Origin of the sequence: Oceanicola sp. 22II-s10i (genome assembly GCF_002210105.1) — a bacterium.
Classification (GTDB): Bacteria; Pseudomonadota; Alphaproteobacteria; order Rhodobacterales; family Rhodobacteraceae; genus Pseudooceanicola.
Genome location: NZ_AQQU01000013.1, coordinates 49,047 through 69,657, shown reverse-complemented (window position 1 = coordinate 69,657; position 20,611 = coordinate 49,047). Strand labels below are relative to the sequence as shown.

19 protein-coding genes and 1 tRNA gene are annotated in these 20,611 nt (G+C 66.8%); 15 read left to right on the top strand and 5 right to left on the bottom strand.

Annotated elements, in window-relative coordinates:
• Positions 1-165: 165 nt before the first annotated feature.
• From ATO6_RS21790 to ATO6_RS21780, 3 genes are all read left to right on the top strand, one after another.
• On the top strand, positions 166-504 hold the full coding sequence (locus ATO6_RS21790; RefSeq protein WP_088626168.1) for a P-II family nitrogen regulator: 339 nt from the start codon (positions 166-168) through the stop codon (positions 502-504).
• Positions 505-537: 33 nt separating this feature from the next.
• Entirely contained in the window at positions 538-1,941 is a 1,404-nt protein-coding gene (gene glnA / locus ATO6_RS21785; protein ID WP_088626167.1) for a type I glutamate--ammonia ligase, read from the top strand.
• Positions 1,942-2,290: 349 nt separating this feature from the next.
• A complete protein-coding gene (locus ATO6_RS21780) occupies positions 2,291-3,268 on the top strand; it encodes a hypothetical protein (RefSeq protein ID WP_088626166.1) in 978 nt (325 codons plus the stop codon).
• Between the two features lie 21 nt (positions 3,269-3,289).
• Here the strand turns inward: ATO6_RS21780 and ATO6_RS21775 are convergent, their stop codons facing one another.
• Both ATO6_RS21775 and ATO6_RS21770 read right to left on the bottom strand, forming a co-directional pair.
• Positions 3,290-4,030: a DUF3445 domain-containing protein gene (locus ATO6_RS21775; RefSeq protein ID WP_088626165.1), complete on the bottom strand. Its 741-nt coding sequence runs from the start codon at positions 4,028-4,030 to the stop codon at positions 3,290-3,292.
• Between the two features lie 170 nt (positions 4,031-4,200).
• On the bottom strand, positions 4,201-4,635 hold the full coding sequence (locus ATO6_RS21770; RefSeq protein WP_088626164.1) for a DUF6314 family protein: 435 nt from the start codon (positions 4,633-4,635) through the stop codon (positions 4,201-4,203).
• A gap of 73 nt (positions 4,636-4,708) precedes the next feature.
• On the opposite strand from ATO6_RS21770, the gene purB reads away from it, so the two are divergent.
• From purB to ATO6_RS21750, 5 genes are all read left to right on the top strand, one after another.
• The gene (gene purB / locus ATO6_RS21765) at positions 4,709-6,013 is read left to right on the top strand and encodes an adenylosuccinate lyase (RefSeq protein WP_088626163.1); all 1,305 of its coding nucleotides are present in this window, start codon (positions 4,709-4,711) and stop codon (positions 6,011-6,013) included.
• 139 nt (positions 6,014-6,152) lie between these two features.
• Positions 6,153-6,308: a hypothetical protein gene (locus ATO6_RS25175; RefSeq protein WP_176441057.1), complete on the top strand. Its 156-nt coding sequence runs from the start codon at positions 6,153-6,155 to the stop codon at positions 6,306-6,308.
• Between the two features lie 81 nt (positions 6,309-6,389).
• Complete coding sequence (locus ATO6_RS21760; RefSeq protein ID WP_088626162.1) at positions 6,390-7,436, top strand: flagellar motor switch protein FliG; 1,047 nt, start codon at positions 6,390-6,392, stop codon at positions 7,434-7,436.
• Between the two features lie 120 nt (positions 7,437-7,556).
• The gene (locus tag ATO6_RS21755) at positions 7,557-8,450 is read left to right on the top strand and encodes a DMT family transporter (RefSeq protein WP_217899048.1); all 894 of its coding nucleotides are present in this window, start codon (positions 7,557-7,559) and stop codon (positions 8,448-8,450) included.
• A gap of 7 nt (positions 8,451-8,457) precedes the next feature.
• Positions 8,458-9,357 carry a lysophospholipid acyltransferase family protein gene (locus ATO6_RS21750; RefSeq protein ID WP_088626161.1) on the top strand — a complete coding sequence of 300 codons (900 nt, stop codon included), beginning with the start codon at positions 8,458-8,460 and terminating at the stop codon, positions 9,355-9,357.
• Here ATO6_RS21750 and ATO6_RS21745 read toward each other — a convergent pair.
• Entirely contained in the window at positions 9,354-10,079 is a 726-nt protein-coding gene (locus ATO6_RS21745) for a thioredoxin family protein (protein ID WP_088626160.1), read from the bottom strand. The genes ATO6_RS21750 and ATO6_RS21745 overlap by 4 nt on opposite strands.
• Before the next feature lie 241 nt (positions 10,080-10,320).
• Here ATO6_RS21745 and acnA point away from each other — a divergent pair, with 241 nt between their 5' ends.
• The gene (gene acnA / locus ATO6_RS21740; protein WP_088626159.1) at positions 10,321-13,071 is read left to right on the top strand and encodes an aconitate hydratase AcnA; all 2,751 of its coding nucleotides are present in this window, start codon (positions 10,321-10,323) and stop codon (positions 13,069-13,071) included.
• A gap of 106 nt (positions 13,072-13,177) precedes the next feature.
• On the top strand, positions 13,178-13,582 hold the full coding sequence (locus tag ATO6_RS21735; protein WP_176441056.1) for a cytochrome c: 405 nt from the start codon (positions 13,178-13,180) through the stop codon (positions 13,580-13,582).
• Positions 13,583-13,585: 3 nt separating this feature from the next.
• On the opposite strand, the gene ATO6_RS21730 is transcribed toward ATO6_RS21735, so the two are convergent.
• Positions 13,586-14,173: a TetR/AcrR family transcriptional regulator gene (locus ATO6_RS21730; protein WP_088626182.1), complete on the bottom strand. Its 588-nt coding sequence runs from the start codon at positions 14,171-14,173 to the stop codon at positions 13,586-13,588.
• A gap of 76 nt (positions 14,174-14,249) precedes the next feature.
• Between ATO6_RS21730 and ATO6_RS21725 the strand changes: the two genes are divergently transcribed.
• From ATO6_RS21725 to ATO6_RS21710, 4 genes are all read left to right on the top strand, one after another.
• Positions 14,250-14,495, top strand: coding sequence for a hypothetical protein (locus ATO6_RS21725; RefSeq protein ID WP_088626157.1), 246 nt, complete (start codon positions 14,250-14,252; stop codon positions 14,493-14,495).
• An 81-nt stretch (positions 14,496-14,576) separates the two neighbouring features.
• Positions 14,577-15,863: a homoserine dehydrogenase gene (locus tag ATO6_RS21720; protein ID WP_088626156.1), complete on the top strand. Its 1,287-nt coding sequence runs from the start codon at positions 14,577-14,579 to the stop codon at positions 15,861-15,863.
• Between the two features lie 115 nt (positions 15,864-15,978).
• A complete protein-coding gene (recJ, locus tag ATO6_RS21715; RefSeq protein ID WP_088626155.1) occupies positions 15,979-17,724 on the top strand; it encodes a single-stranded-DNA-specific exonuclease RecJ in 1,746 nt (581 codons plus the stop codon).
• Positions 17,725-17,854: 130 nt separating this feature from the next.
• Positions 17,855-17,929: transfer RNA gene (locus ATO6_RS21710), tRNA-Glu, on the top strand.
• A gap of 61 nt (positions 17,930-17,990) precedes the next feature.
• Here ATO6_RS21710 and ATO6_RS21705 read toward each other — a convergent pair.
• Positions 17,991-18,563: a carboxymuconolactone decarboxylase family protein gene (locus ATO6_RS21705; protein WP_088626154.1), complete on the bottom strand. Its 573-nt coding sequence runs from the start codon at positions 18,561-18,563 to the stop codon at positions 17,991-17,993.
• A 242-nt stretch (positions 18,564-18,805) separates the two neighbouring features.
• Here ATO6_RS21705 and ATO6_RS21700 point away from each other — a divergent pair, with 242 nt between their 5' ends.
• Entirely contained in the window at positions 18,806-20,602 is a 1,797-nt protein-coding gene (locus tag ATO6_RS21700) for an NAD(P)/FAD-dependent oxidoreductase (protein ID WP_088626153.1), read from the top strand.
• Positions 20,603-20,611 lie beyond the last annotated feature (9 nt).

The following is a 20,611-nucleotide window of genomic DNA, read 5'->3' as shown; positions in this document are numbered from 1 at the left end:
GGCCCCATCTTCACAAACAGCACAAATTTCTTGCACGCCGCCGAAATTTTCATCGGCCCGTTGCGGCATTTCCTCGACATTCCGCCGGTCGCCAGTTAGCCAATTGTGAGGCTCGGACGAAAGTGGTCTGAGGTCATCCGACGGGTCAGGCGAGGAGTTTCCCACATGAAAAAGATCGAGGCGATCATCAAGCCGTTCAAGCTCGATGAAGTCAAAGAGGCGCTTCAGGACGTGGGCGTTCAGGGCCTGTCCGTGATCGAGGTCAAGGGCTTCGGCCGCCAGAAGGGTCACACGGAACTCTATCGCGGGGCGGAATATGTCGTGGACTTTCTGCCCAAGGTGAAAATCGAGGTCGTCCTTGACGACGACCAGGTCGACGGCGCCATCGAGGCCATCATCGACGCGGCGAAAACGGAGAAGATCGGCGACGGCAAGATCTTCGTCTCCTCCGTAGAGCAGGCGATCCGCATCCGCACCGGCGAGTCCGGCTCGGACGCGCTTTAAGATACGTTCCTAACCAAGGAAGGGATAAAGGGAATGAGCAACAAGATTCTCAAGATGATCAAGGACGAAGAGGCGGAATACGTCGATATCCGCTTCACCGATCCGCGTGGCAAACTGCAGCACGTGACGGTCTGTGCCGATCTGGTCGATGAGGATTTCATTGAAGAAGGCTTCATGTTCGACGGCTCTTCGATCGCCGGCTGGAAATCCATCGAAGCCTCCGACATGAAACTCATGCCGGATCCGGAAAGCGCCTACGTCGACCCCTTCTACGCGGAAAAGACCATCTGCGTGCATTGCTCGGTCGTCGAACCCGACACCGGCGAAGCCTATGACCGCGATCCGCGCGGCACCGCAGCCAAGGCCGAAGCCTACCTGATCTCGTCCGGGATCGGCGACGTCGCCTACATGGGCCCCGAGGCCGAGTTCTTCCTGTTCGACGACGTGAAATACAGCGTCACCCCGCAGAAAGTGGCCTACGAGCTCGATGCCGACCACGCCGCTTGGAACACCGATGCCGATTTCGAGATGGGCAACCTCGGCCACCGTCCGACCTACAAGGGCGGCTACTTCCCGGTGAACCCCTCCGACGACGGCCAGGACATCCGGTCCGAAATGCTGTCGACGATGAAGCGCATCGGCATGAAGGTCGACAAGCACCACCACGAAGTTGCGACCTCGCAGCACGAACTGGGCCTGATTTTCGGCAGCCTGACCAAGCAGGCCGACGAGATCCAGAAGTACAAGTACGTCATCCACAACGTCGCGCAGGCCTACGGCCGCACCGCGACCTTCATGCCGAAGCCGATCAAGGGCGACAACGGCTCGGGGATGCACGTGAACATGTCGATCTGGAAGGACGGCAAGCCGCTCTTCGCGGGTGACAAGTATGCCGACCTCTCGCAGGAAGCGCTGTACTTCATCGGCGGCATCCTGAAGCACGCCAAGGCGCTGAACGCCTTCACCAATCCGGGCACCAACTCCTACAAGCGCCTGATCCCCGGCTTCGAAGCCCCGGTGCTGCGCGCCTACTCCGCCCGCAACCGCTCGGGCTGCGTCCGTATCCCGTGGACCGAGTCGCCGAAGGCCAAGCGCGTCGAAGCCCGTTTCCCCGATCCGTCGGCGAACCCCTACCTGTGCTTTGCAGCCCTGCTGATGGCCGGTCTCGACGGGATCACCAACAAGATCGATCCGGGCGAGGCGATGGACAAGAACCTCTACGACCTGCCGCCGGAAGAACTGGCCGACATCCCCACCGTCTGCGGTTCGCTCCGCGAGGCGCTGGACGAACTGAACAAGGACATGGACTTCCTGCTGGCCGGCGACGTGTTCACCAAGAGCCAGATCGAAGGCTACATCGACCTGAAGATGGAAGAGCTCATCGCGTACGAGCACACGCCGCACCCGGTCGAATACGCGCTGTACTATTCCTGCTGATCGCAGGGCACGACACAGATGAAAAGGGGCGCTTTCGGGCGCCCCTTTTTCCATGCGCGCGCCTCATGACGTTCGGGAAACTGGCGAAATCCCGCCGAGCCTGCCGCCATCCGCACAGAAAAAAGGCGGATGAATCTGGGCAGATACGCCACATTTCGGGGTGTTTCCGGCCCTTTCTGACAGCAAAAAGGCAGCACCCCCCCATTTGTGGCGATCCAGCCCCTACCGGTCCGCTTGTGCCTCAGTTCGGCACGCAAGCATCCAAAACTTTTCGCATTTCCTCGCCACAATTGAAGGCGTCGGAGTTCACTCCTCCGGTCCCAGGCAAGAATGCTAGGAAATACGCAAAATGACGCCCGAATACAGAACGCTCGAAGCCGGTCTCATCTTCATTGACGACAGCGACGTCTCACCGTCGCGCCTGTCGGACCCGCTGCGGATCGTTCTGGACCTCTTCGGGCTGGGGATTGCCGAGGCGGCGACCGGGTTCGACAGCCTCACGCTCCGGGCGCAGGGCGTGACCCTGACGCTGGAAGTGACCGAGACCGGCGATGCCGACTGCGCGGCCCGCGCGGTGACCGAGGACACCGCCGAGGAAATTCGCCCAGCCATCGCCGATGCCACTTTCGGCGTGCGGATGCGTCTGCACCAGACCGCGGCCCTGCCCTTCGCCTCGCCCCGTGCGCTCGATGCGCTGCTGGCGGAGCTCCTGCTCTGCCTCGTCGAAAACACCGGCGCACCGTTCGTCCGCTGGCAGAGCGAGGGCACGATCCTGCCCGCCCGCCGGTTCCAGTCCGCCGTGACCCCGATCCGCCAGGCAGATATCGCACAGGCCGAAGAGGCGGTCGAAGATTGCGTCGAGGAGATGGAAGAGCCCGCACCGGCTGTCCATGTCACGCCGCGCCGCGTGCGCCTGACGGGCAACCGCGCGCGTCGCGCGCGTCCGCTGGCCGGAATGTCGGCCAAGGAGATCGCCGCGCTGCGTCTGGCCGCGAAATGGAGCGTGCTGAACGAGGACCGGGTCTGGCCCGACGCCGACCGGATCGGCGTGGAAACGCTGGAATCGGTGTTCCGCACCAATACAGAGCTGTCCCCTGACCTGCAGGCGCAGAAACGCGCCAGCATGGAACAGCGCCTGGCCGCCTGGACCGTCAACGCCTCGGTGGCCGTTCTGTCCCCGCCCGTCGGTGCCGCTGTGCTGGCCTACAACCTCGTCAAAGGCGAGAACCTGCGCCTCTCCACCCACGCACTCACGCTCACGGGTGCCGGTATCGGGCTGGGTCTGAGCAAGGCGGTGGCCGAGACCTTCGCCTTCCTGCCCTTCTGATCGGACCGCCGCGGGAGTGCTTCAGGCCTCTTGCGGCCACTTCACCAGATAGGTGTGAATCCCGAACACCACCGCACGGCTCTGCGGCAGACGCCACAGGGTCTGCCGTTCGCTCCTGAGGTAAGGCAGGCCGGGACGGCGGATCTTGTCCGCGAATTCCAGCTTGGGGCGATACAGGTTCTCGTCATCCGTCGGCAGCCAGTTGAACCGCCATAGCGGACGCCCCGGCTGGATCCCGTCGAACAGCCGCTGCACGCGCCGCCCAAGATCTGCATCGTATTCCTTGACCGGCAGGTGAATCCGCAACAGCGGATGCCCGATCTTCTGCGCCAGCGTCCATGCCGAGGGGAAACACAGGACCGCCCCGGTCAGCACATGCTCGGCCGCGCCCTCGGGTTTCTGAAGCAGGCAGAAATCCTCCTGCACCAGCCGCCCCAGCGTGCCCATCGGATCCGCCCGGTCGACCGCCACCGTGACGCCGTCCGGCCGCTGCACCTCTCCGTCGCCGACGGCGTAGCCCGGTGCGGTCGCGAGGAAGCCCAGCACCTCGTCCAGCAGTTCCACCGCCGCCGCCTCACCCTCGGGGCGCAGCGCCAGCACATCGTCCCGTCGCTCCGCCAGCAGGCGCTCACGGGTGGCCATCTGCCCGGCGAAGGCATCGTCCTGCACCAGCCATTCGGTGGGATCCAGCGGGGCGATGCCCGGACCGGGACGGCGGTCGGCTTCGGAATACGGCAGGCGGGACTGGAAGATCGCGGTCATGCGCCATCACTGCGTGACCCGGCCCGCGACGGCAAGGACATTCGCGGGCAGGTCGGCCACCCCCTGCCCGCCAGCACGGAAAAAGGGAGCGTCCGTTCGACAGCCACCGGAAAAAATCAGCAGAGCCGGGGGTCCCGGCGCCAGCCTCGTCAGCCCGACATCCAGGTGCCTCAGGCCATTGGGTCCAGATCGTCCGCTTCCCGAGAATACTGGCTGGACAGTTCGTAATCCTTCCGCGGCCCCCGCACCCGCCAGACCGCCCGCCACCGTGGCCAGTCGCTGAAGTCATAGGCCACGTCATACCGGTCAGGCGCACAGTCGTGCCCGGCCTCAGGGTGCGTGGCCAAAGGGTCGAAGGCATGAAAGAACCGCCCGTCATCGAACCACACCGCGATGCGCCCGCCCGCCACGCTCCAGCGATAGCTCCGTTCCGCCCGGAACGCGCCCTGCCCGGCGATCCGCATCTCGCCCGCCTCGTGCAGCATCAGGCCGTCGCCATCCGCCGAGAAGCGCGCGATCCCGGTGAACATCGCCTCCGTCCCGTCGCCATGGCGCACCCGCCGCTCCAGCCGCCACGCGCCTTCGAACTCCGCCAGTTGCGGCATGCGTCAGCCCTTCCCTTGCCGCCCGTCCGCGCCGGGGGTAAAGACCGCGCGAGCCTGTGTAAAGGAGCCGCCGATGATCCCCCGCTACGCCCGCCCCGACATGGTCGCCATCTGGGAACCGGCCACCAAGTTCCGCATCTGGTACGAGATCGAGGCGCATGCCTGCGACGCCATGGCCGACCTCGGCGTGATCCCGCGCGAAAACGCCGAAGCCGTGTGGAAGGCGAAGGATGTCGAATTCGACGTCGCCCGCATCGACGAGATCGAAGCGGTGACCAAGCATGACGTGATCGCCTTCCTGACCCACCTCTCGGAACACATCGGCTCCGAAGAGGCGCGCTTCGTGCATCAGGGCATGACCTCCTCGGACGTGCTGGACACCACGCTGAACATCCAGCTGACCCGTGCCGCCGACATCCTGCTGGCCGACATGGACAAGGTTCTGGCCGCGCTCAAGACCCGCGCCTACGAGCACAAGGACACCGTCCGCATCGGCCGCAGCCACGGCATCCATGCCGAACCCACGACGATGGGCCTGACCTTCGCCCGCTTCTACGCCGAGATGAAGCGCGGACGCGAACGCCTTGAAAACGCACGCAAAGAAATCGCCACCGGCGCGATCTCGGGCGCCGTCGGCACCTTCGCCAACATCGACCCGCGCGTCGAGGAGCACGTTTGCGCCAAGCTGGGCCTCGCACCCGAGCCGATCTCGACCCAGGTCATCCCGCGCGACCGCCACGCCATGTTCTTCGCCACGCTCGGCGTCATCGCCTCCAGCATCGAGAACATCGCGACCGAGATCCGCCACATGCAGCGCACCGAGGTGCTGGAGGCCGAGGAATTCTTCTCCGCCGGCCAGAAGGGCTCCTCCGCCATGCCGCACAAGCGCAACCCGGTGCTGACCGAGAACCTGACCGGCCTGGCGCGCCTCGTTCGCTCCGCCGTGGTGCCCGCGCTGGAAAACGTGACCCTCTGGCACGAACGCGACATCTCGCACAGCTCGGTCGAACGCGGCATCGGCCCCGACGCCACGATCCACCTCGATTTCGCGCTGAACCGTCTGGCGGGCGTGATCGAGAAACTGGTCGTCTATCCGGACAACATGCTGGCCAACATGAACAAGTTCAAAGGCCTGGTCATGTCGCAGCGCGTCCTGCTGGCGCTGACGCAGGCTGGTGTCAGCCGCGAGGACGCCTATCGCCTCGTGCAGCGCAACGCGATGAAGGTCTGGGAACAGGGCGCCGATTTCAAAGAGGAACTCCTGAAGGATTCCGAGGTCACCGCCGCGCTCTCGCCCGCCGAGATCGAGGAGAAGTTCGACCTCGGCTACCACACCAAGCACGTGGACACGATCTTCGCCCGCGTCTTCGGCGCCTGATCCGCTTCATCTGGCCCGTAAACTCCGGGGGAGTCGCGGCCCGCAGGGCCGCGGCGGGGGAGCGCCCCCCGCGACGGTTCCGTTTTGATGTGACGCTGGGTCATGTTACCCTTGCGTCACATCCATCGGAGATTCCGTCATGCTGCGCCTCATCGTCACTGCCCTTGTCCTGATCCTGCCCTCCGCCACGCTCGCCCAGGCCTCCTGCTCCGAGAAGCATCAGGCCCAGAACTGCGCCGAGGGCTATGTCTGGAGCGCGGACACACAGAGCTGCGTCCAGCAGATCACCAGCTGATCCTATTGGCCGGTCCCGACCGGCTTCAGCAATTCTTCACCGCTTTCGGGTCAACTGCCCCCGGATAGGTGAGAGGATTCCATGGGCAGTCTCGCGCCCCTCGGTCAGGCCCCGCAACGCGGCGGCCTGAAACTGACACGTCGCCAGAAGGCGGCGATCATCGTGCACCTGCTGTTGTCGCAGGGCGTCGACCTGCCCCTGCGCGACCTGCCCGATGACCTGCAGGAGGTTCTGACCCAGGTTCTCGGCTCCATGCGCCACATCGACCGCGACACGCTCGATTCGGTGGTCGCGGAATTCGTGGCCGAGGTCGAGGAGCTGGGCCTGACCTTCCCTGCCGGACTTGCCGGGGCCCTGAACGCCCTCGATGGCCGCCTCAGCCCGCACACCTCGGCCCGCCTGCGGAAAGAGGCGGGCGTGATGCAGGCCGGCGATCCGTGGGATCGCGTGCGCGGGCTGGAACCCGGCGACGTGGTCCCGCTGATCGAACAGGAAAGCGCCGAGGTCGCCGCGATCGTGCTGTCCAAGCTGGAGGTCGGCAAGGCGGCTCAGGTGCTCGGCAAGCTGCCCGGCGACCGTGCCCGGCGCATCACCTACGCGATCAGCCAGACCACCGCCGTCTCGCCCGAGGCGCTGGACCGGATCGGCCTGTCCATGGCCGCCCAGATCGAGGCGCAGCGCGCGTCGGTCTTCGACAAGGGCCCGGCGGAAATGGTAGGCGCGATCCTGAACCATTCAACCTCGGCCACGCGCGACGACATGCTGATGGGCCTCGACGAAACCGACAGCGATTTCGCCGACCAGGTGCGCAGGGCGATTTTCACCTTCGCCAACATCCCCGCCCGCATTGCCGCCCGCGACATTCCCAAGGTCGTGCGCAACATCGACCAGATCGCCCTGACCACCGCCATCGCCGCCGCAACGGACGGTGCGGAAAAGGCGGCGGCAGAGCATTTCCTGTCCAACATGTCCGGCCGCCTCGCCGACCAGATCCGCGAGGAGGCGGGCGAAATGGGCAAGGTCAAGGCCAAGGACGGCGAGGCCGCGATGAACGAGATCGTCACCACCATCCGAACGATGGAGGCCGCGGGCGACCTGCTGCTGCTGGCGGAAGAGGACGAGGACTGAGCGCGCGGGCATCCGGCCGGCATGCGTGGACAAACCCCCGCACCGCGCCTATGGCTGGGCCATGACACGCAAGGCCCCGCCCCCCGCTTCCATCCGCCTCCACCACTCGCAGGCCACCCGATGACCGCCACCGGGACCGGCACGGCAGATGCCACCGGCCAGAGCCGCGCGATCATGCTGATGATCGGCGCGATGTTCTTTTTCACCGCGATGGATGCGACGGCCAAGCTGATCTCGCAGGAGGCCGGGCCGATGATGGCGCTCTGGGCGCGCTATGCCGGACAGGCGCTGCTGGTGCTCGTCCTCGTCGCGCCGCGGCTGAAATCCGTGGTCAGGACGAACTTTCCCGGCCTGCAACTGCTGCGCTCCGCCTTCCTGATGTGCGCGACCACCTGTTTCTTCTTCGGCATCAGCCACATCGGCCTCGCGCAGGCGACCGCGGTGATGGACCTGCACCCGGTCCTGATCACCCTCGGTGCGGCCTTCTTCCTGGGCGAGACCGTCGGCGCGCGGCGGATCGTGGCGATCGCCGCCTCGCTGGTTGGCGCGCTGATCGTGATCCGCCCCGGCAGCGACGTCTTTTCGATCTGGTCCGTCCTGCCGCTCGGCGCGGCGGTCTGCTATGCGGGCTATTCGCTGGTGACGCGCTACGTCGGCCGGTCCGAGGACGCCTGGACCTCGCTGCTTTACGCCGCGTTGTTCGGGGCGGTGATCCTGACCGCGCTGATCCCGTTCCACTGGGTCCCGCTGACGCCGCGGCTGGCCGGACTGATGTTGCTGCTGGCGGGCATCGGCACCATCGGCCAGCTGCTCTTGATCCGCGCCTTCACCAGCGGCGAGGCGGCGATGCTGGCGCCCTTCGGCTATGCCGGTCTGGTCTTCGCGACCATGTTCGGCATCGTCATTTTCGGCGACTGGCCGGATACGTGGACCTGGATCGGCGCCGGGATCATCGTGGGCGCCGGCCTTTACGTCTGGCACCGCGAGCATCGCGCGCGGCGCGCGGCGGCCTGACGGCGCCATGGTCCGGGCCGCCCCGCGCCCCCTGTACAAACGGCTGGGCGACCGGGCGATCGACCTCGCGCTCGCCACGACCTTCGCGCTGCTGCGGCCCCTGCCCTACGCCACCCGGCTGAGCCTGTTCGGACGCGTCACCGCCCATGTCATCGCCCCGCTGGCCGGCTGGCCCCGCCGGATCCGCGCGAACCTCGCCCATGCCCTGCCCGACCTGCCCCCGGCCGAAGCCGAGCGTCTGGTCCACCGCGTGCCGGACCACATCGGCCGCAGCACGCTGGAGTTCTTTTCCGGCCCCGACGTGCGGGCCCGGCTGGACCGCGCCACGCTGGAAGGCGACGGGGTGGAGGCCCTGCACGCCGCCATGATCTCGGGCCGCGCCACGATCCTCGTGTCGGGCCATATCGGGAACTACACGATTTTCCGCGCGCTGATGGCGCAGCGTTACGGCAGCCTCGCCGCGCTATACCAGCCGATGGCCAACGCGCCGTTCAACCGCCGCTACCGCGTCGCGCTGGAGGACAACGCCCTGCCCCTTTTCGCCCGCGACCGCGCGGGCATGGCGGCGATGCTGCGCCACCTGCAGGAGGGCGGCGCGCTGATGCTGCTGCATGACCAGTTCATCGAGAGCGGCGCACCGCTGGCGTTCTTCGGCAAGACCACCCTGACGACCCTGTCCCCGGCCGAGCTGGCACTGCGGCACGGCGCGCCGCTGATCCCGTTCTACGCGATCCGCCAGCCGGACGGCCTGTCATTCCGCATCACCGTCGAACAGCCGGTCCCGCACAGCGATCCGGCCACCATGATGCAGGCGCTGAACACCTCGCTGGAACGCCAGATCCGCGCGCATCCCGAGCAGTGGCTCTGGACGCACCGGCGGTGGCGCGGGGATGTGGACTACGGTTAGCGCAGGCGCGCGGCGGCCTCGATCGCGCCGGGACCGGGGCGCTGGACCAGCACCACGACCGGGGTGTCGCCCGGCGCGGCGGCCATAAGGTCCAGCGGTTCGGCCGGGTTCCATTCGCCCAGCACCTTCCACTCGGTCACGATGTTGGAATAGGCCAGCGTCCTGCCCGCATTCTCGCCCCGCAGAACCTCGACATTGGCCGAGGGGCGGTAGCGGACAAGCTGCACCACCAGCGGCGGCTTGACGTTCGGATTGGCCTGCGCGCGGATCGCGACCTCTTCGGCATTCGCGCGCGTCAGGGTCAGGGCGATCCCGGCGGGCCGGTCGCGGTGGCGCATCACCAGTTCCGTCAGGTCCATCGGATGCGTGCCGACCACGTCGTCCTGCCCCTGCACGATCATCTGGGGCGTGTAGACCGACCGCCGCCCGGCATGGCGGGCATAGGATTTCTGCCGCTTGGAGAACTGCGCGTTGCCGAACACGTCCTTCCAGCCGATGTAGTCCCAGTAGTCGACATGCAGCGCCAGCGCGATCACGTCGTCGCGTTCGGCCAGCGTGGCAAAGAACGCATCCGCCGGCGGGCAGGACGAGCAGCCCTGTGACGTATAGAGTTCCACGACCACCGGGTTGGAGGATTGCGCCGCCGCGGTCCCCGCGACGCCCGTTCCGAAAGCAAGCGCCACCACAGCGCCCCGCACCCACCCGGTAAGGTTCGTTATCATTCCATACGTCCTGACTGGCCCCATCTTCTGCTTCACCACTATGCAAGCCCGACTGAAATAACCAATCAAGGTTTCGAGAAATCTTTCCACGCCGCACGTGATCGTGACGCTACGGGACCTTGCCTGCATTTTTTGTATGCAAATGTATGCAGAGCGCCGTTTCCCCCCTTGATCGGTTCCGCGAAAAGGGGCAGAAGCGGGCCAGCGTAACCCCTGTTCCTTACGAAAGGGAGGCCACTTCATGCCCATTACAGTCGGACACGACACCGCCAAGACGCGCAAGACGCTTTCGGCCGGTGGCAAGACCTATGCCTATTATTCCATCCCCGCGGCCGAGGCTGCCGGGCTTGGCGACTTTTCCAAGCTGCCCGCCGCGCTGAAGGTGGTGCTCGAGAACATGCTGCGGTTCGAGGACGGCAAGACCGTCTCGACCGACGACATCAAGGCCTTCTCCGACTGGGCGAAAAAGGGTGGCCAGAACCCGGTCGAGATCGCCTATCGCCCCGCCCGCGTGCTGATGCAGGACTTCACCGGCGTTCCCGCCGTGGTCGACCTGGCCGCCATGCGTGACGGCATCAAGGGCCTCGGCGGCGACGTGCAGAAGATCAACCCGCTGAACCCGGTCGACCTCGTGATCGACCACTCGGTCATGATCGACGAATTCGGCAACCCGCGCGCGTTCCAGATGAACGTCGACCGCGAATACGAGCGCAACGGCGAACGCTACCAGTTCCTCAAGTGGGGCCAGGGCGCGTTCGAGAACTTCCGCGTCGTGCCGCCGGGCACCGGCATCTGCCACCAGGTGAACCTCGAATATCTCGCACAGACCGTCTGGACCGACACCGACCAGAACGGCGATGAAGTGGCCTATCCGGATACGCTGGTCGGCACCGACTCGCACACCACGATGGTCAACGGCCTGGCCGTGCTCGGCTGGGGCGTCGGCGGGATCGAGGCCGAGGCCGCGATGCTGGGCCAGCCCGTGTCGATGCTGATCCCCGAGGTTATCGGCTTCAAGCTGACTGGCGCGATGGTCGAAGGCACCACCGCGACCGACCTCGTGCTGAAGGTCGTCGAGATGCTGCGCAAGAAGGGCGTGGTGGGCAAGTTCGTCGAATTCTACGGCGACGGCCTCGACAACCTGCCGCTGGCCGACCGTGCGACGATCGCCAACATGGCACCGGAATACGGCGCGACCTGCGGCTTCTTCCCGATCGACGGCGAGACGCTGCGCTATCTGGAAAACACCGGCCGCGACAAGGACCGTATCGCGCTGGTCGAAGCCTACGCCAAGGAAAACGGTTTCTGGCGCGGCGCGGATTACGATCCGGTCTACACCGACACGCTGCACCTCGACATGGGCGACATCGTCCCCGCCGTCTCGGGCCCCAAGCGTCCGCAGGACTACACCGCGCTGAACGCCGCGGCCGACAGCTTCCTCAAGGTCGTCGCAGACTACCGTGGCGTCGACATGAGCTCGGAAGCGCAGGACATGGCTGACGAGGGCCCGACTCCGGTCATGGTCAAGGATCCGCGCAAATCGGCCAAGGTCGCCGGCGAGGATTACGAGATCCGCGACGGTTCGGTCGTGATCGCCTCGATCACCTCCTGCACCAACACGTCGAACCCCTACGTGATGATCGGCGCGGGTCTGGTGGCCAAGAAGGCCAACGCACTCGGCCTGACGCGCAAGCCCTGGGTCAAGACCTCGCTCGCACCGGGTTCGCAGGTCGTGTCGGAATACCTTGAGGCCGCAGGGCTTCAGGACGATCTGGACGCGGTCGGCTTCAACCTCGTGGGCTACGGCTGCACCACCTGCATCGGCAACTCGGGCCCGCTTCAGTCCGAGATCTCCAAGGCGATCAACGAAAACGACCTCGTGGCCGCCGCCGTGCTGTCGGGCAACCGCAACTTCGAAGGCCGGATCAGCCCGGACGTGCGCGCGAACTACCTCGCCTCGCCGCCGCTGGTCGTGGTCTATGCGCTGGCCGGCGACATGAACATCAACATCGCCTCCGACCCGATCGCGCAGACGCCGGACGGCAAGGACGTGTTCCTGAAGGACATCTGGCCGACGAACAAGGAAATCGCGGACCTGGTCGAAAAGACCGTCACCCGCGAAGCCTTCCAGTCGAAATACGCCGACGTCTTCAAGGGCGACGAGAAGTGGCAGGCGGTCGAGACCACGGACAGCGAGACCTACGACTGGCCCGCGTCCTCGACCTATGTCCAGAACCCGCCCTACTTCCAGGGCATGTCGAAAGAGCCGGGCGTGATCTCGGACATCGACGGCGCCAAGGTTCTGGCGATCCTCGGTGACATGATCACCACCGACCACATCTCTCCGGCCGGTTCCTTCAAGGACACCACCCCGGCGGGCAAGTACCTGATCGACCGTCAGGTTCCGGTGCGCGAGTTCAACTCCTACGGCTCGCGTCGCGGCAACCACGAAGTCATGATGCGCGGCACCTTCGCCAACATCCGCATCAAGAACGAGATGCTGGACGGTGTCGAGGGCGGCTACACCCTCGGGCCCGACGGCAAGCAGACCTCGATCTACGACGCCTCGATGGCCTATCAGGATGCCGGCACCCCGCTGGTCATCTTCGGCGGCATCGAATACGGCGCAGGCTCCTCGCGGGACTGGGCGGCCAAGGGCACCGCGCTCCTCGGCGTCAAGGCCGTGATCGCGGAAAGCTTCGAACGTATCCACCGGTCGAACCTCGTCGGCATGGGCGTCATCCCGTTCGAGTTCACCGGCGGCGACACCCGCAAGACGCTGGGCCTGAAGGGCGACGAAACCGTTGCCATCAAGGGCCTGGCGGGCGATCTTAAACCGCTGAGCGAAGTCCCCTGCACGATCACCTACGGTGACGGCACGACCAAGGACGTCATGCTCAAGTGCCGGATCGATACCGCGATCGAAAAGGAATACGTCGAGAACGGCGGGGTGTTGCATTACGTCCTCCGTAACCTCGCCAGCGCGTCCTGATCGAAACGCCCCCTTTTCGCAGCTGCGAAATAGCGCCATGATGCCCTGTCGGAACCATCCGGCAGGGCATTTCGTTTGCCCAAGGTCCAGTACGAGGAGACTCTGGATGACCGGCCCCTTCAGGAGCGTCATCGCCACCATCGCCGCAACTCTCGCCCTGACCGGCGCCGCACAGGCGCAGGACCGCGTGAATGGCATGGTCGAAGTCCGCGTCCCCGGCATGCTGACCGAGGAGCAGCTTGCCGGTAAGGCCCTGTTCGAACAGACCTGCGCCAACTGCCACGGCACAGCCGGGTCCGGACGGATGGGGTATGGCCCGCCGCTGATCCACAAGATCTACGAATCCGCCCATCACGGGGACAAGGCCTTTGTCATCGCGATCCGTCAGGGCGTCCGCGCGCATCACTGGAAGTTCGGCAACATGCCCCCGCAGCCGAAGATCAGCGAAGAGGACGCGCGCAAGATCATCGCCTATGTCCGGGCAGTGCAGAAGAACAACGGGATCGACTGACGTTCAGGCCCCGACCGCCTTGCGCGCCATGCCGCAGTAGATCGACTCGATCTCGTCGAGACTCAGCCGCCCCTGCCGCCGGAACCACGTGTTCACGCCGGTCAGCATCGCGATCAGCGCCAGCGTCGCGATGCGGGCATCCGGCACGGCAAAGACACCCGCCGCCGCGCCATGTTCCAGCACCGCCTGCAAGCGACTTTCATAGCTCCGCCTAAGCGTCTCGACCTGCTCGAAATTCTCGTCCGTCAGGTTGCGGAGTTCCATGTAGGCGATGAACACCTCGTCCGGCCGCTCGGCGTGATAGCGGATGTGAAACCGCACGAAAGCGTCAAGCGCCGCACCCGGTTCGACGGGCATGGCCACCGCATCCAGCGCCGACAGCAGCTCGGTCATATGGCCCTGCATCAGGTCAAACAGCAGGCTCTGCTTGTCGGGCGTGTAATTGTAGAGCGCTCCGACCTGCAGCCCGACCTCGCCCGCGATCTGGCGCATGGAAACGGCGGCATAGCCGTGCTGCGCGAACAGGCGCAGGGCCGCCGCGCGGATGCGCGGGCCGGTTTCCGATGCGCGGGATCCTGTCGTGCGGGCCATGCGGGCAGAGTATATGAACAGATGTTCATAGCAAGCCGCGCTGGACGGCGCCGGACCGATGCGGCAAAGCTGACACATGCGCCCTGCCCGTTCCCTCGCCCTGATGCTGACAGTCGCCCTGACCGCAGGCTGTGCTCAACTGCCGCCGATCGACCGGACCATCGACGCGCAGGCCAAGGCGGCCCCCTACCCGAACCTGATCGCGACAGCCCGCTTCGACGACGCGATTCCCGAACCGCTGATCGAGGATACCACCGCGGCCGAGCTGCAGGCCCGCGGCGACCGGCTGAGGGCAAAGGGCGCCCGCCTGCGCCGGCAATGACCCGCGCGGCGCGGCTTCGCGTTGCAAGGGTCCCGGCAACGCGCTAATCCGGCGCCAAGAGCAGCCACGACGGAGACGGACATGACCAAACCCCTGCGCCTCGGCATCGCCGGTCTGGGAACCGTGGGCGTCGGCGTTCTGCGCATCGTCCGCAAGCAATCCGCACTGCTGACCGCCCGCACGGGCCGCGCGATCGTGATCTCGGCCGTCTCGGCCCGCAACCGCGACAAGGATCGCGGCGTGCCGATCACCGGCTACGACTGGGAGGACAACCCCGTCGAACTGGCGACCCGCGACGATGTCGACGTCTTCGTCGAACTTATGGGCGGCGCCGACGGCCCGGCCAAGGCCGCGACCGAAGCCGCGCTGAAGGCGGGCAAGGATGTCGTTACCGCCAACAAGGCGATGCTGGCCGTCCACGGTCAGGCGCTGGCCGAACTGGCCGAGGGCGCGGGCCGGGTGATCCGCTACGAGGCCGCCGTCGCGGGCGGCATCCCGGTCATCAAGTCGCTGATGGAAGGGCTGGCCGGCAACGAGATCACCCGTGTCATGGGCGTGATGAACGGCACCTGCAACTACATCCTGACGCGGATGCAGTCGTCGGGGCTGAGCTATGACGAGGTCTTCGAGGAGGCCAACAAGCTCGGCTACCTGGAGGCCGATCCGAACCTCGACGTGGGCGGCATCGACGCGGGTCACAAGCTGTCGATCCTCGCCTCGATCGCATTCGGCACCCGGGTCGCCTTCGACGCGATGGAGCTGGAGGGCATCGGCCGGATCACCATCGAGGACATCCGGCAGGCCGCCGACATGGGCTATCGGATCAAGCTGCTCGGCGTCAGCCGGATGACCGGTCGCGGGCTGGAACAGCGCATGTCGCCCTGCCTCGTGCCCTGCGCCTCGCCGCTCGGCCAGCTCGAGGGCGGGACGAACATGGTGGTGATCGAAGGCGACTCTGTCGGCCAGATCGTGCTGCGCGGCGCGGGTGCGGGCGAAGGTCCGACCGCCTCGGCCGTGATGGCCGATGTCTGCGACATCGCGCGCGGGCTGCGGCTGCCGGTGTTCGGCCAGCCCGCCGCAGGGCTGAAGCAGGCGACGCCCGCCGTATCGGCCACCCCCGCCGCCTTCTACCTGCGCATGGCGCTGCAGGACAAACCCGGTGCGCTCGCCAAGGTGGCGGCGGTGCTGGGGCAAAATGGCATTTCGATCAACCGGATGCGGCAGTACGACCACGACGAGACGACCGCGCCGGTGCTGATCGTCACGCATCGCTGCGTCCGCGCCGATCTGGACCGCGCCATCGGGGCGATGGCCGAAACCGGGGTCGTCGAGGGCGAGCCGGTCGCGCTGCGGATCGAGGAGGTCTGAGGCCGCGCGCCCTGTCCCCGTCCCCCGCGCGAGCGGAGGGTGCGGGAGCCTACGGCGGGAGTTTATCCGGCCAGATGAAGCAGGGGATCGCGCTGAGATAGTGAGGGGGTCGCCTTTGGCATATCTGGGGGTCGAGGCATCGCTGAGCGGTCGACGCTGGGTCGGGCCGTCGGTCGAGGCCGACCGCGCGGCCGAGGCGCTGATGCAGGCCACCGGCTATGACCGGGCGCTGGCGCAGGTCCTCGCGCGGGCCGGTGTCGGGGCGGCAGAGGCCGAGGCCTATCTGGCCCCGCAGATCCGCGCCTTGCTGCCCAATCCACGCAGCCTGAAGGACATGGAGACCGCCGCCGCCCGGTTCCTGCGCGCGGTGAAGGGCGGCGAACGGATCGCGATCTTTGCCGACTACGACGTGGATGGCGGAACGTCGGCTGCGCTGCTGATCGACTGGCTGCGGCAGGTCGGGCGCACGGCCACCCTTTACGTGCCGGACCGGATAGACGAGGGCTATGGGCCCAACGTGCCGGCGATGCGGGAGCTCGGCGCGGCGCATGACCTGATCGTCTGCGTCGACTGCGGCACTCTGAGCCATGAACCCGTGGCGGCGGCGGGCTGCGACGTGGTGATCCTGGACCACCATCTGGGCGGCGAGACCCTGCCCGACTGCGTCGCCTGCGTGAACCCCAACCGGCAGGACGAAAGCGGCGACCTCGCGCATCTCTGCGCCGCCGCCGTGGTGTTCCTGATGCTGGTCGAAGCGAACCGCCAGATGCGCGAGGCCGGCGCGCGTGGCCCGGACCTGATGGCGATGCTCGACCTCGTCGCGCTGGCCACGGTGGCCGATGTCGCGCCGCTGATCGGCGTGAACCGGGCTCTGGTGCGGCAGGGCCTGCGGGTCATGGCGCGGCGCGAACGGCCGGGTCTGGCCGCGCTGGCCGATGTCGGGCGGCTGACCAGCGCGCCGTCCTCCTATCACCTCGGCTACGTGCTCGGCCCCCGGATCAATGCGGGGGGCCGTGTCGGGCGCGCGGATCTCGGGGCGCGGCTACTGTCCTCGACCGACCCGCACGAGGCCAGGGCGATGGCCGACCGGCTGGAACAGTTCAACGCCGAACGCCGAGAGATCGAGGCGCAGGTGCAGGCCGCCGCCATGGCGCAGGCCGAGGCGCGCGGGCTGGATGCGCCGCTGGTCTGGGCGGCGGGCGAAGGCTGGCACCCCGGCGTGGTCGGCATCGTCGCCTCGCGCCTGAAGGAGCTGACCAACCGCCCGGCCGTGGTGATCGGGCTGGACGGCGACGAAGGCAAAGGCTCGGGCCGATCGGTCGCCGGTGTGGACCTCGGCGCATCGGTGCAGCGGCTGGCGGCGGAGGGCCTGCTGGTCAAGGGCGGCGGCCACCGCATGGCGGCGGGGCTGACCGTTGCACGGGACCGGCTGGAGCCCGCGATGGCCCGCCTGGCCGAACTGCTGGCCAAGCAGGGCGCGGGCACCGGCGGGGCTGCCGACCTGCGGCTGGACGGGCTTTTGATGCCCGGCGCCGCCACGGTCGAACTGATCCGCAGGCTGGAGGACGCGGGCCCCTACGGCGCCAGCGCCCCCGCCCCGCGTTTCGCCTTCCCCGACGCGGCGATTCACTACGCCCGTCCGGTGGGTGAACGGCACCTGAAGCTGACCTTCGGCGACGGCATGGGCGCCAAGCTCGACGCGATCCTGTTCGGCGCCTTCGACGGCCCGCTCGGGCCGGCCCTTTCCAGCGGCAAGGGGCAGCGATTCCACCTCGCCGGGCGGCTCGAAATCAACGACTGGGGCGGGCGGCAGAGCGTCCAGATGCGCCTCGAAGATGCGGCGCCGGTGCCCGCCGCGTGATGCCGGTTCGGGCCATTGCGGGCGGACGGCGGCACGTGAAAACCGAAGGCGACGAAATACTGCAACCGAGCAAATTTTCCCCTTGCAGAGCACCGGGGCTTTGCCTAAAAGCCGCCTCACGCCAAGGTTTGGCCCGTTCGTCTATCGGTTAGGACGCCAGGTTTTCAACCTGGAAAGAGGGGTTCGATTCCCCTACGGGCTGCCACTTCCCCCGCATATCACAGCCTCAACCGCCCGCCCAGACAGGCAATCGGCGGCCTCCGCCTTCAGCCCGCCTGTGCGTCGTGGAACGTCAGGATGAAGGCGCAGGAACTGTAGAAACCCATCAGTCCCGACAATTCGCACAGCGCCTCGATACCGAGTGTCGCAAGGGCTTCGTCGTAGACATCCTGCGGCGCAGGGCGCGCGGTCAGCATGGCCGCCGCCGCAGCGTGGAGCGCCTGTTCACGATCCGTGTCGAGGTCGGGCGTGCGGCCTTCGTGGATCGCGGTCATGACCGCTTCGGACAGGCCCGCCCGCGCGCCGATCTTCTCGTGCGCCGCGCGGATGAAGGCGGCGTCCAGATGGCGGGCCGTCATCAGAATGGCGATCTCGCGTTCCCGCGCCGTCAGCAGGCCGTCCCGGATCACCTTGTCGGAGACCGATTTCATCCGGGCCGCGAACTCTCCGTGCCGGAGCCAGGCGCGGAACGGCCCGGGGATGGTGTCGCGGAACGACCGGAAGGCATCGAAGACCTCGCGCGCCGGTGCATCGAGGGCCTCGGCCGGCAGTTCCGGGGCGCGGCCGAGCGATTCGACCGTCAGGGCCGGCCCCTGTGCGCCAGTTGATCCGTTCGGCATGACTGAAACCTCCCTCGCCCGCTATACGGCCCCAGAACGCCATCCGGCGACCGGTCCGGCAAGGCGCGGATGCGTCTTCGCACGGATGCGAAGGCTTCGGGGATTCGCTCCGGTGGTCACATGGCCATTCATGAGCCGGTGGCCCCGTGAAATGGAACCCGCCACAACAGTGATAAATTGTCGTCCGATCTGCTCCGCTGGTCGGATGTCGCCTAGGGTCACGGTCAAGGAGGACGACTCGCATGACGGTTCAGCAAGCCCTGACAGGGACAGCCCCGCTCCCGGATGACATCCGCATCGCCAGCGAAACATGGCTCGCCGATTTCGAGGCGGCGCTGTCCAGCCGCGATGCCGGACGGATCGGGGCCCTGTTTCACGACGACTGCCACTGGCGCGATGTCATGGCCTTCACCTGGGATTTCTCGTCGGAGCGCGGGCGTGCGGACGTGGCCGGAGGGCTGGCTGCCGCCCAGGAAACGACGCGGGCCGAAGGGCTGCACCTGCCCGCGGGCCGCAAGGCCCCGCGTCAGGTCAAGCGCGTCGGGCGCGACTGCATCGAGGCGATCTTCGAATTCAAGACCGCCATCGGGAGCGGCTCGGGCATCTTCCGCCTGATCCCCGAGGCCGAAACCGGGGCGATGAAGGCATGGCACGTGTCGACTATCCTCGAGGAACTCGAGGGCCATCCCGAACGCATCGGCAAGAACCGCCCCACGGGCGCGGCCTATTCCCGCAACTTCGGCGGCGACAACTGGCTGGAGGTCCGGCAGAAGGCGGTTGCCTATGCCGACCGCGAACCGACGGTCCTCGTGATCGGCGCGGCGCAGGCCGGGCTTTCGGTCGCCGCCCGGCTCGGCGCGATCGGGGTGGACACGCTGGTGGCCGAACGCTGGCCCCGGATCGGCGACAGCTGGCGCAGGCGCTACCATTCGCTGGCGCTGCACAACTCCACGCATATCAACCACCTGCCGTTCATGGAGTTTCCGCCGACCTACCCGACCTACATCCCCAAGGACATGCTCGGAAACTGGTTCGAGATGTATGCCGAGGCGATGGAGATCAACTGCTGGACCAACTCCGAACTGGTCTCGGCCCGGTGGGACGAGGACAGCGGACGGTGGGAGGCGGTCCTGAACCGCGGCGAGGACGGCCTCCGCACCGTGCGGCCCCGCCATATCATTCTCGCCAACGGCACCAGCAGCTATCCCAAGGTGCCCGACCTGCCCGGACTGAGCGACTTCGAAGGCGAGGTGATCCATGCCGAAGGTTTCGACACCGGCGCGAAATGGGCGGGCAAGCGGGCGCTGATCATCGGCACCGGCACCAGCGCCAACGACATCGCGCTGGACCTCCACAGCTTTGGCGTGAACACCACGATGGTGCAGCGCGGGTCGACGACCGTGGTCTCGATCAACCCGAGCGCGCGGCTGAACGAGGCGATCTACAACGAAGGCCCGCCGATGGCCGACAACGACCTGATCGCCACCTCGGCCAGCCCGGCCCTGCAGGCCGACGCCTATCGGCTTGTCGTCAAGCGTATGCTGGAACTGGACCACGACATGATCGAGGGCCTCAAGCGGATCGGCTTCAAGTTCGACATCGGCCATGACGAGACCGGCCACCAGATGAAATACTACCGGCGCGGCGGGGGCTACAACCTCGACGCCGGCAGTTCGGAACTGCTCATCAAGGGCGAGATCGGCCTGCTGGATTACGACCGGATCGAAAGCTTTTCGCCCGAGGGCGCGCGGCTGAAGGACGGCTCGACTGTGCCCGCCGACGTCATCGTGCTGGCCACCGGCTATCTCGGCCAGTCGGAACTGGTGCGCCGCACCATGGGGCAGGCGGTTGTCGACAGGCTGGGACCCGTCTGGGGGCTGGGCGAGGATGGCGAGCTGAACAACATCTGCCGCCGGACGCCGCAGAAGAACCTGTGGTTCATCGCGGGCGGCCTGTCGCATGCCCGCATCCGGTCGCGATACCTCGCACTGCAGATTCTCGCGACGGAACTTGGCCTGCTGGGACCGCTGCGGCCCTGACTGGGGGGC

Bases quoted from the DNA above. Each gene is read 5' to 3' on its own strand.
- ATO6_RS21775 (WP_088626165.1), bottom strand. From the start codon at position 4,030: ATGACCGCGATCTTCCAGTCCCGCCTGCCGTATTCCGAAGCCGACCGC.
- ATO6_RS21705 (WP_088626154.1), bottom strand. From the start codon at position 18,563: ATGCCGAACGGATCAACTGGCGCACAGGGGCCGGCCCTGACGGTCGAA.
- ATO6_RS21760 (WP_088626162.1), top strand. From the start codon at position 6,390: ATGGGCAGTCTCGCGCCCCTCGGTCAGGCCCCGCAACGCGGCGGCCTG.
- ATO6_RS21720 (WP_088626156.1), top strand. From the start codon at position 14,577: ATGACCAAACCCCTGCGCCTCGGCATCGCCGGTCTGGGAACCGTGGGC.
- ATO6_RS21750 (WP_088626161.1), top strand. From the start codon at position 8,458: ATGGTCCGGGCCGCCCCGCGCCCCCTGTACAAACGGCTGGGCGACCGG.
- purB (WP_088626163.1), top strand. From the start codon at position 4,709: ATGATCCCCCGCTACGCCCGCCCCGACATGGTCGCCATCTGGGAACCG.
- ATO6_RS21755 (WP_217899048.1), top strand. From the start codon at position 7,557: ATGACCGCCACCGGGACCGGCACGGCAGATGCCACCGGCCAGAGCCGC.
- ATO6_RS21770 (WP_088626164.1), bottom strand. From the start codon at position 4,635: ATGCCGCAACTGGCGGAGTTCGAAGGCGCGTGGCGGCTGGAGCGGCGG.
- ATO6_RS21745 (WP_088626160.1), bottom strand. From the start codon at position 10,079: ATGATAACGAACCTTACCGGGTGGGTGCGGGGCGCTGTGGTGGCGCTT.
- ATO6_RS21700 (WP_088626153.1), top strand. From the start codon at position 18,806: ATGACGGTTCAGCAAGCCCTGACAGGGACAGCCCCGCTCCCGGATGAC.
- ATO6_RS21730 (WP_088626182.1), bottom strand. From the start codon at position 14,173: ATGGCCCGCACGACAGGATCCCGCGCATCGGAAACCGGCCCGCGCATC.
- ATO6_RS21780 (WP_088626166.1), top strand. From the start codon at position 2,291: ATGACGCCCGAATACAGAACGCTCGAAGCCGGTCTCATCTTCATTGAC.
- ATO6_RS25175 (WP_176441057.1), top strand. From the start codon at position 6,153: ATGCTGCGCCTCATCGTCACTGCCCTTGTCCTGATCCTGCCCTCCGCC.
- ATO6_RS21790 (WP_088626168.1), top strand. From the start codon at position 166: ATGAAAAAGATCGAGGCGATCATCAAGCCGTTCAAGCTCGATGAAGTC.
- ATO6_RS21735 (WP_176441056.1), top strand. From the start codon at position 13,178: ATGACCGGCCCCTTCAGGAGCGTCATCGCCACCATCGCCGCAACTCTC.
- glnA (WP_088626167.1), top strand. From the start codon at position 538: ATGAGCAACAAGATTCTCAAGATGATCAAGGACGAAGAGGCGGAATAC.
- ATO6_RS21725 (WP_088626157.1), top strand. From the start codon at position 14,250: ATGCGCCCTGCCCGTTCCCTCGCCCTGATGCTGACAGTCGCCCTGACC.
- acnA (WP_088626159.1), top strand. From the start codon at position 10,321: ATGCCCATTACAGTCGGACACGACACCGCCAAGACGCGCAAGACGCTT.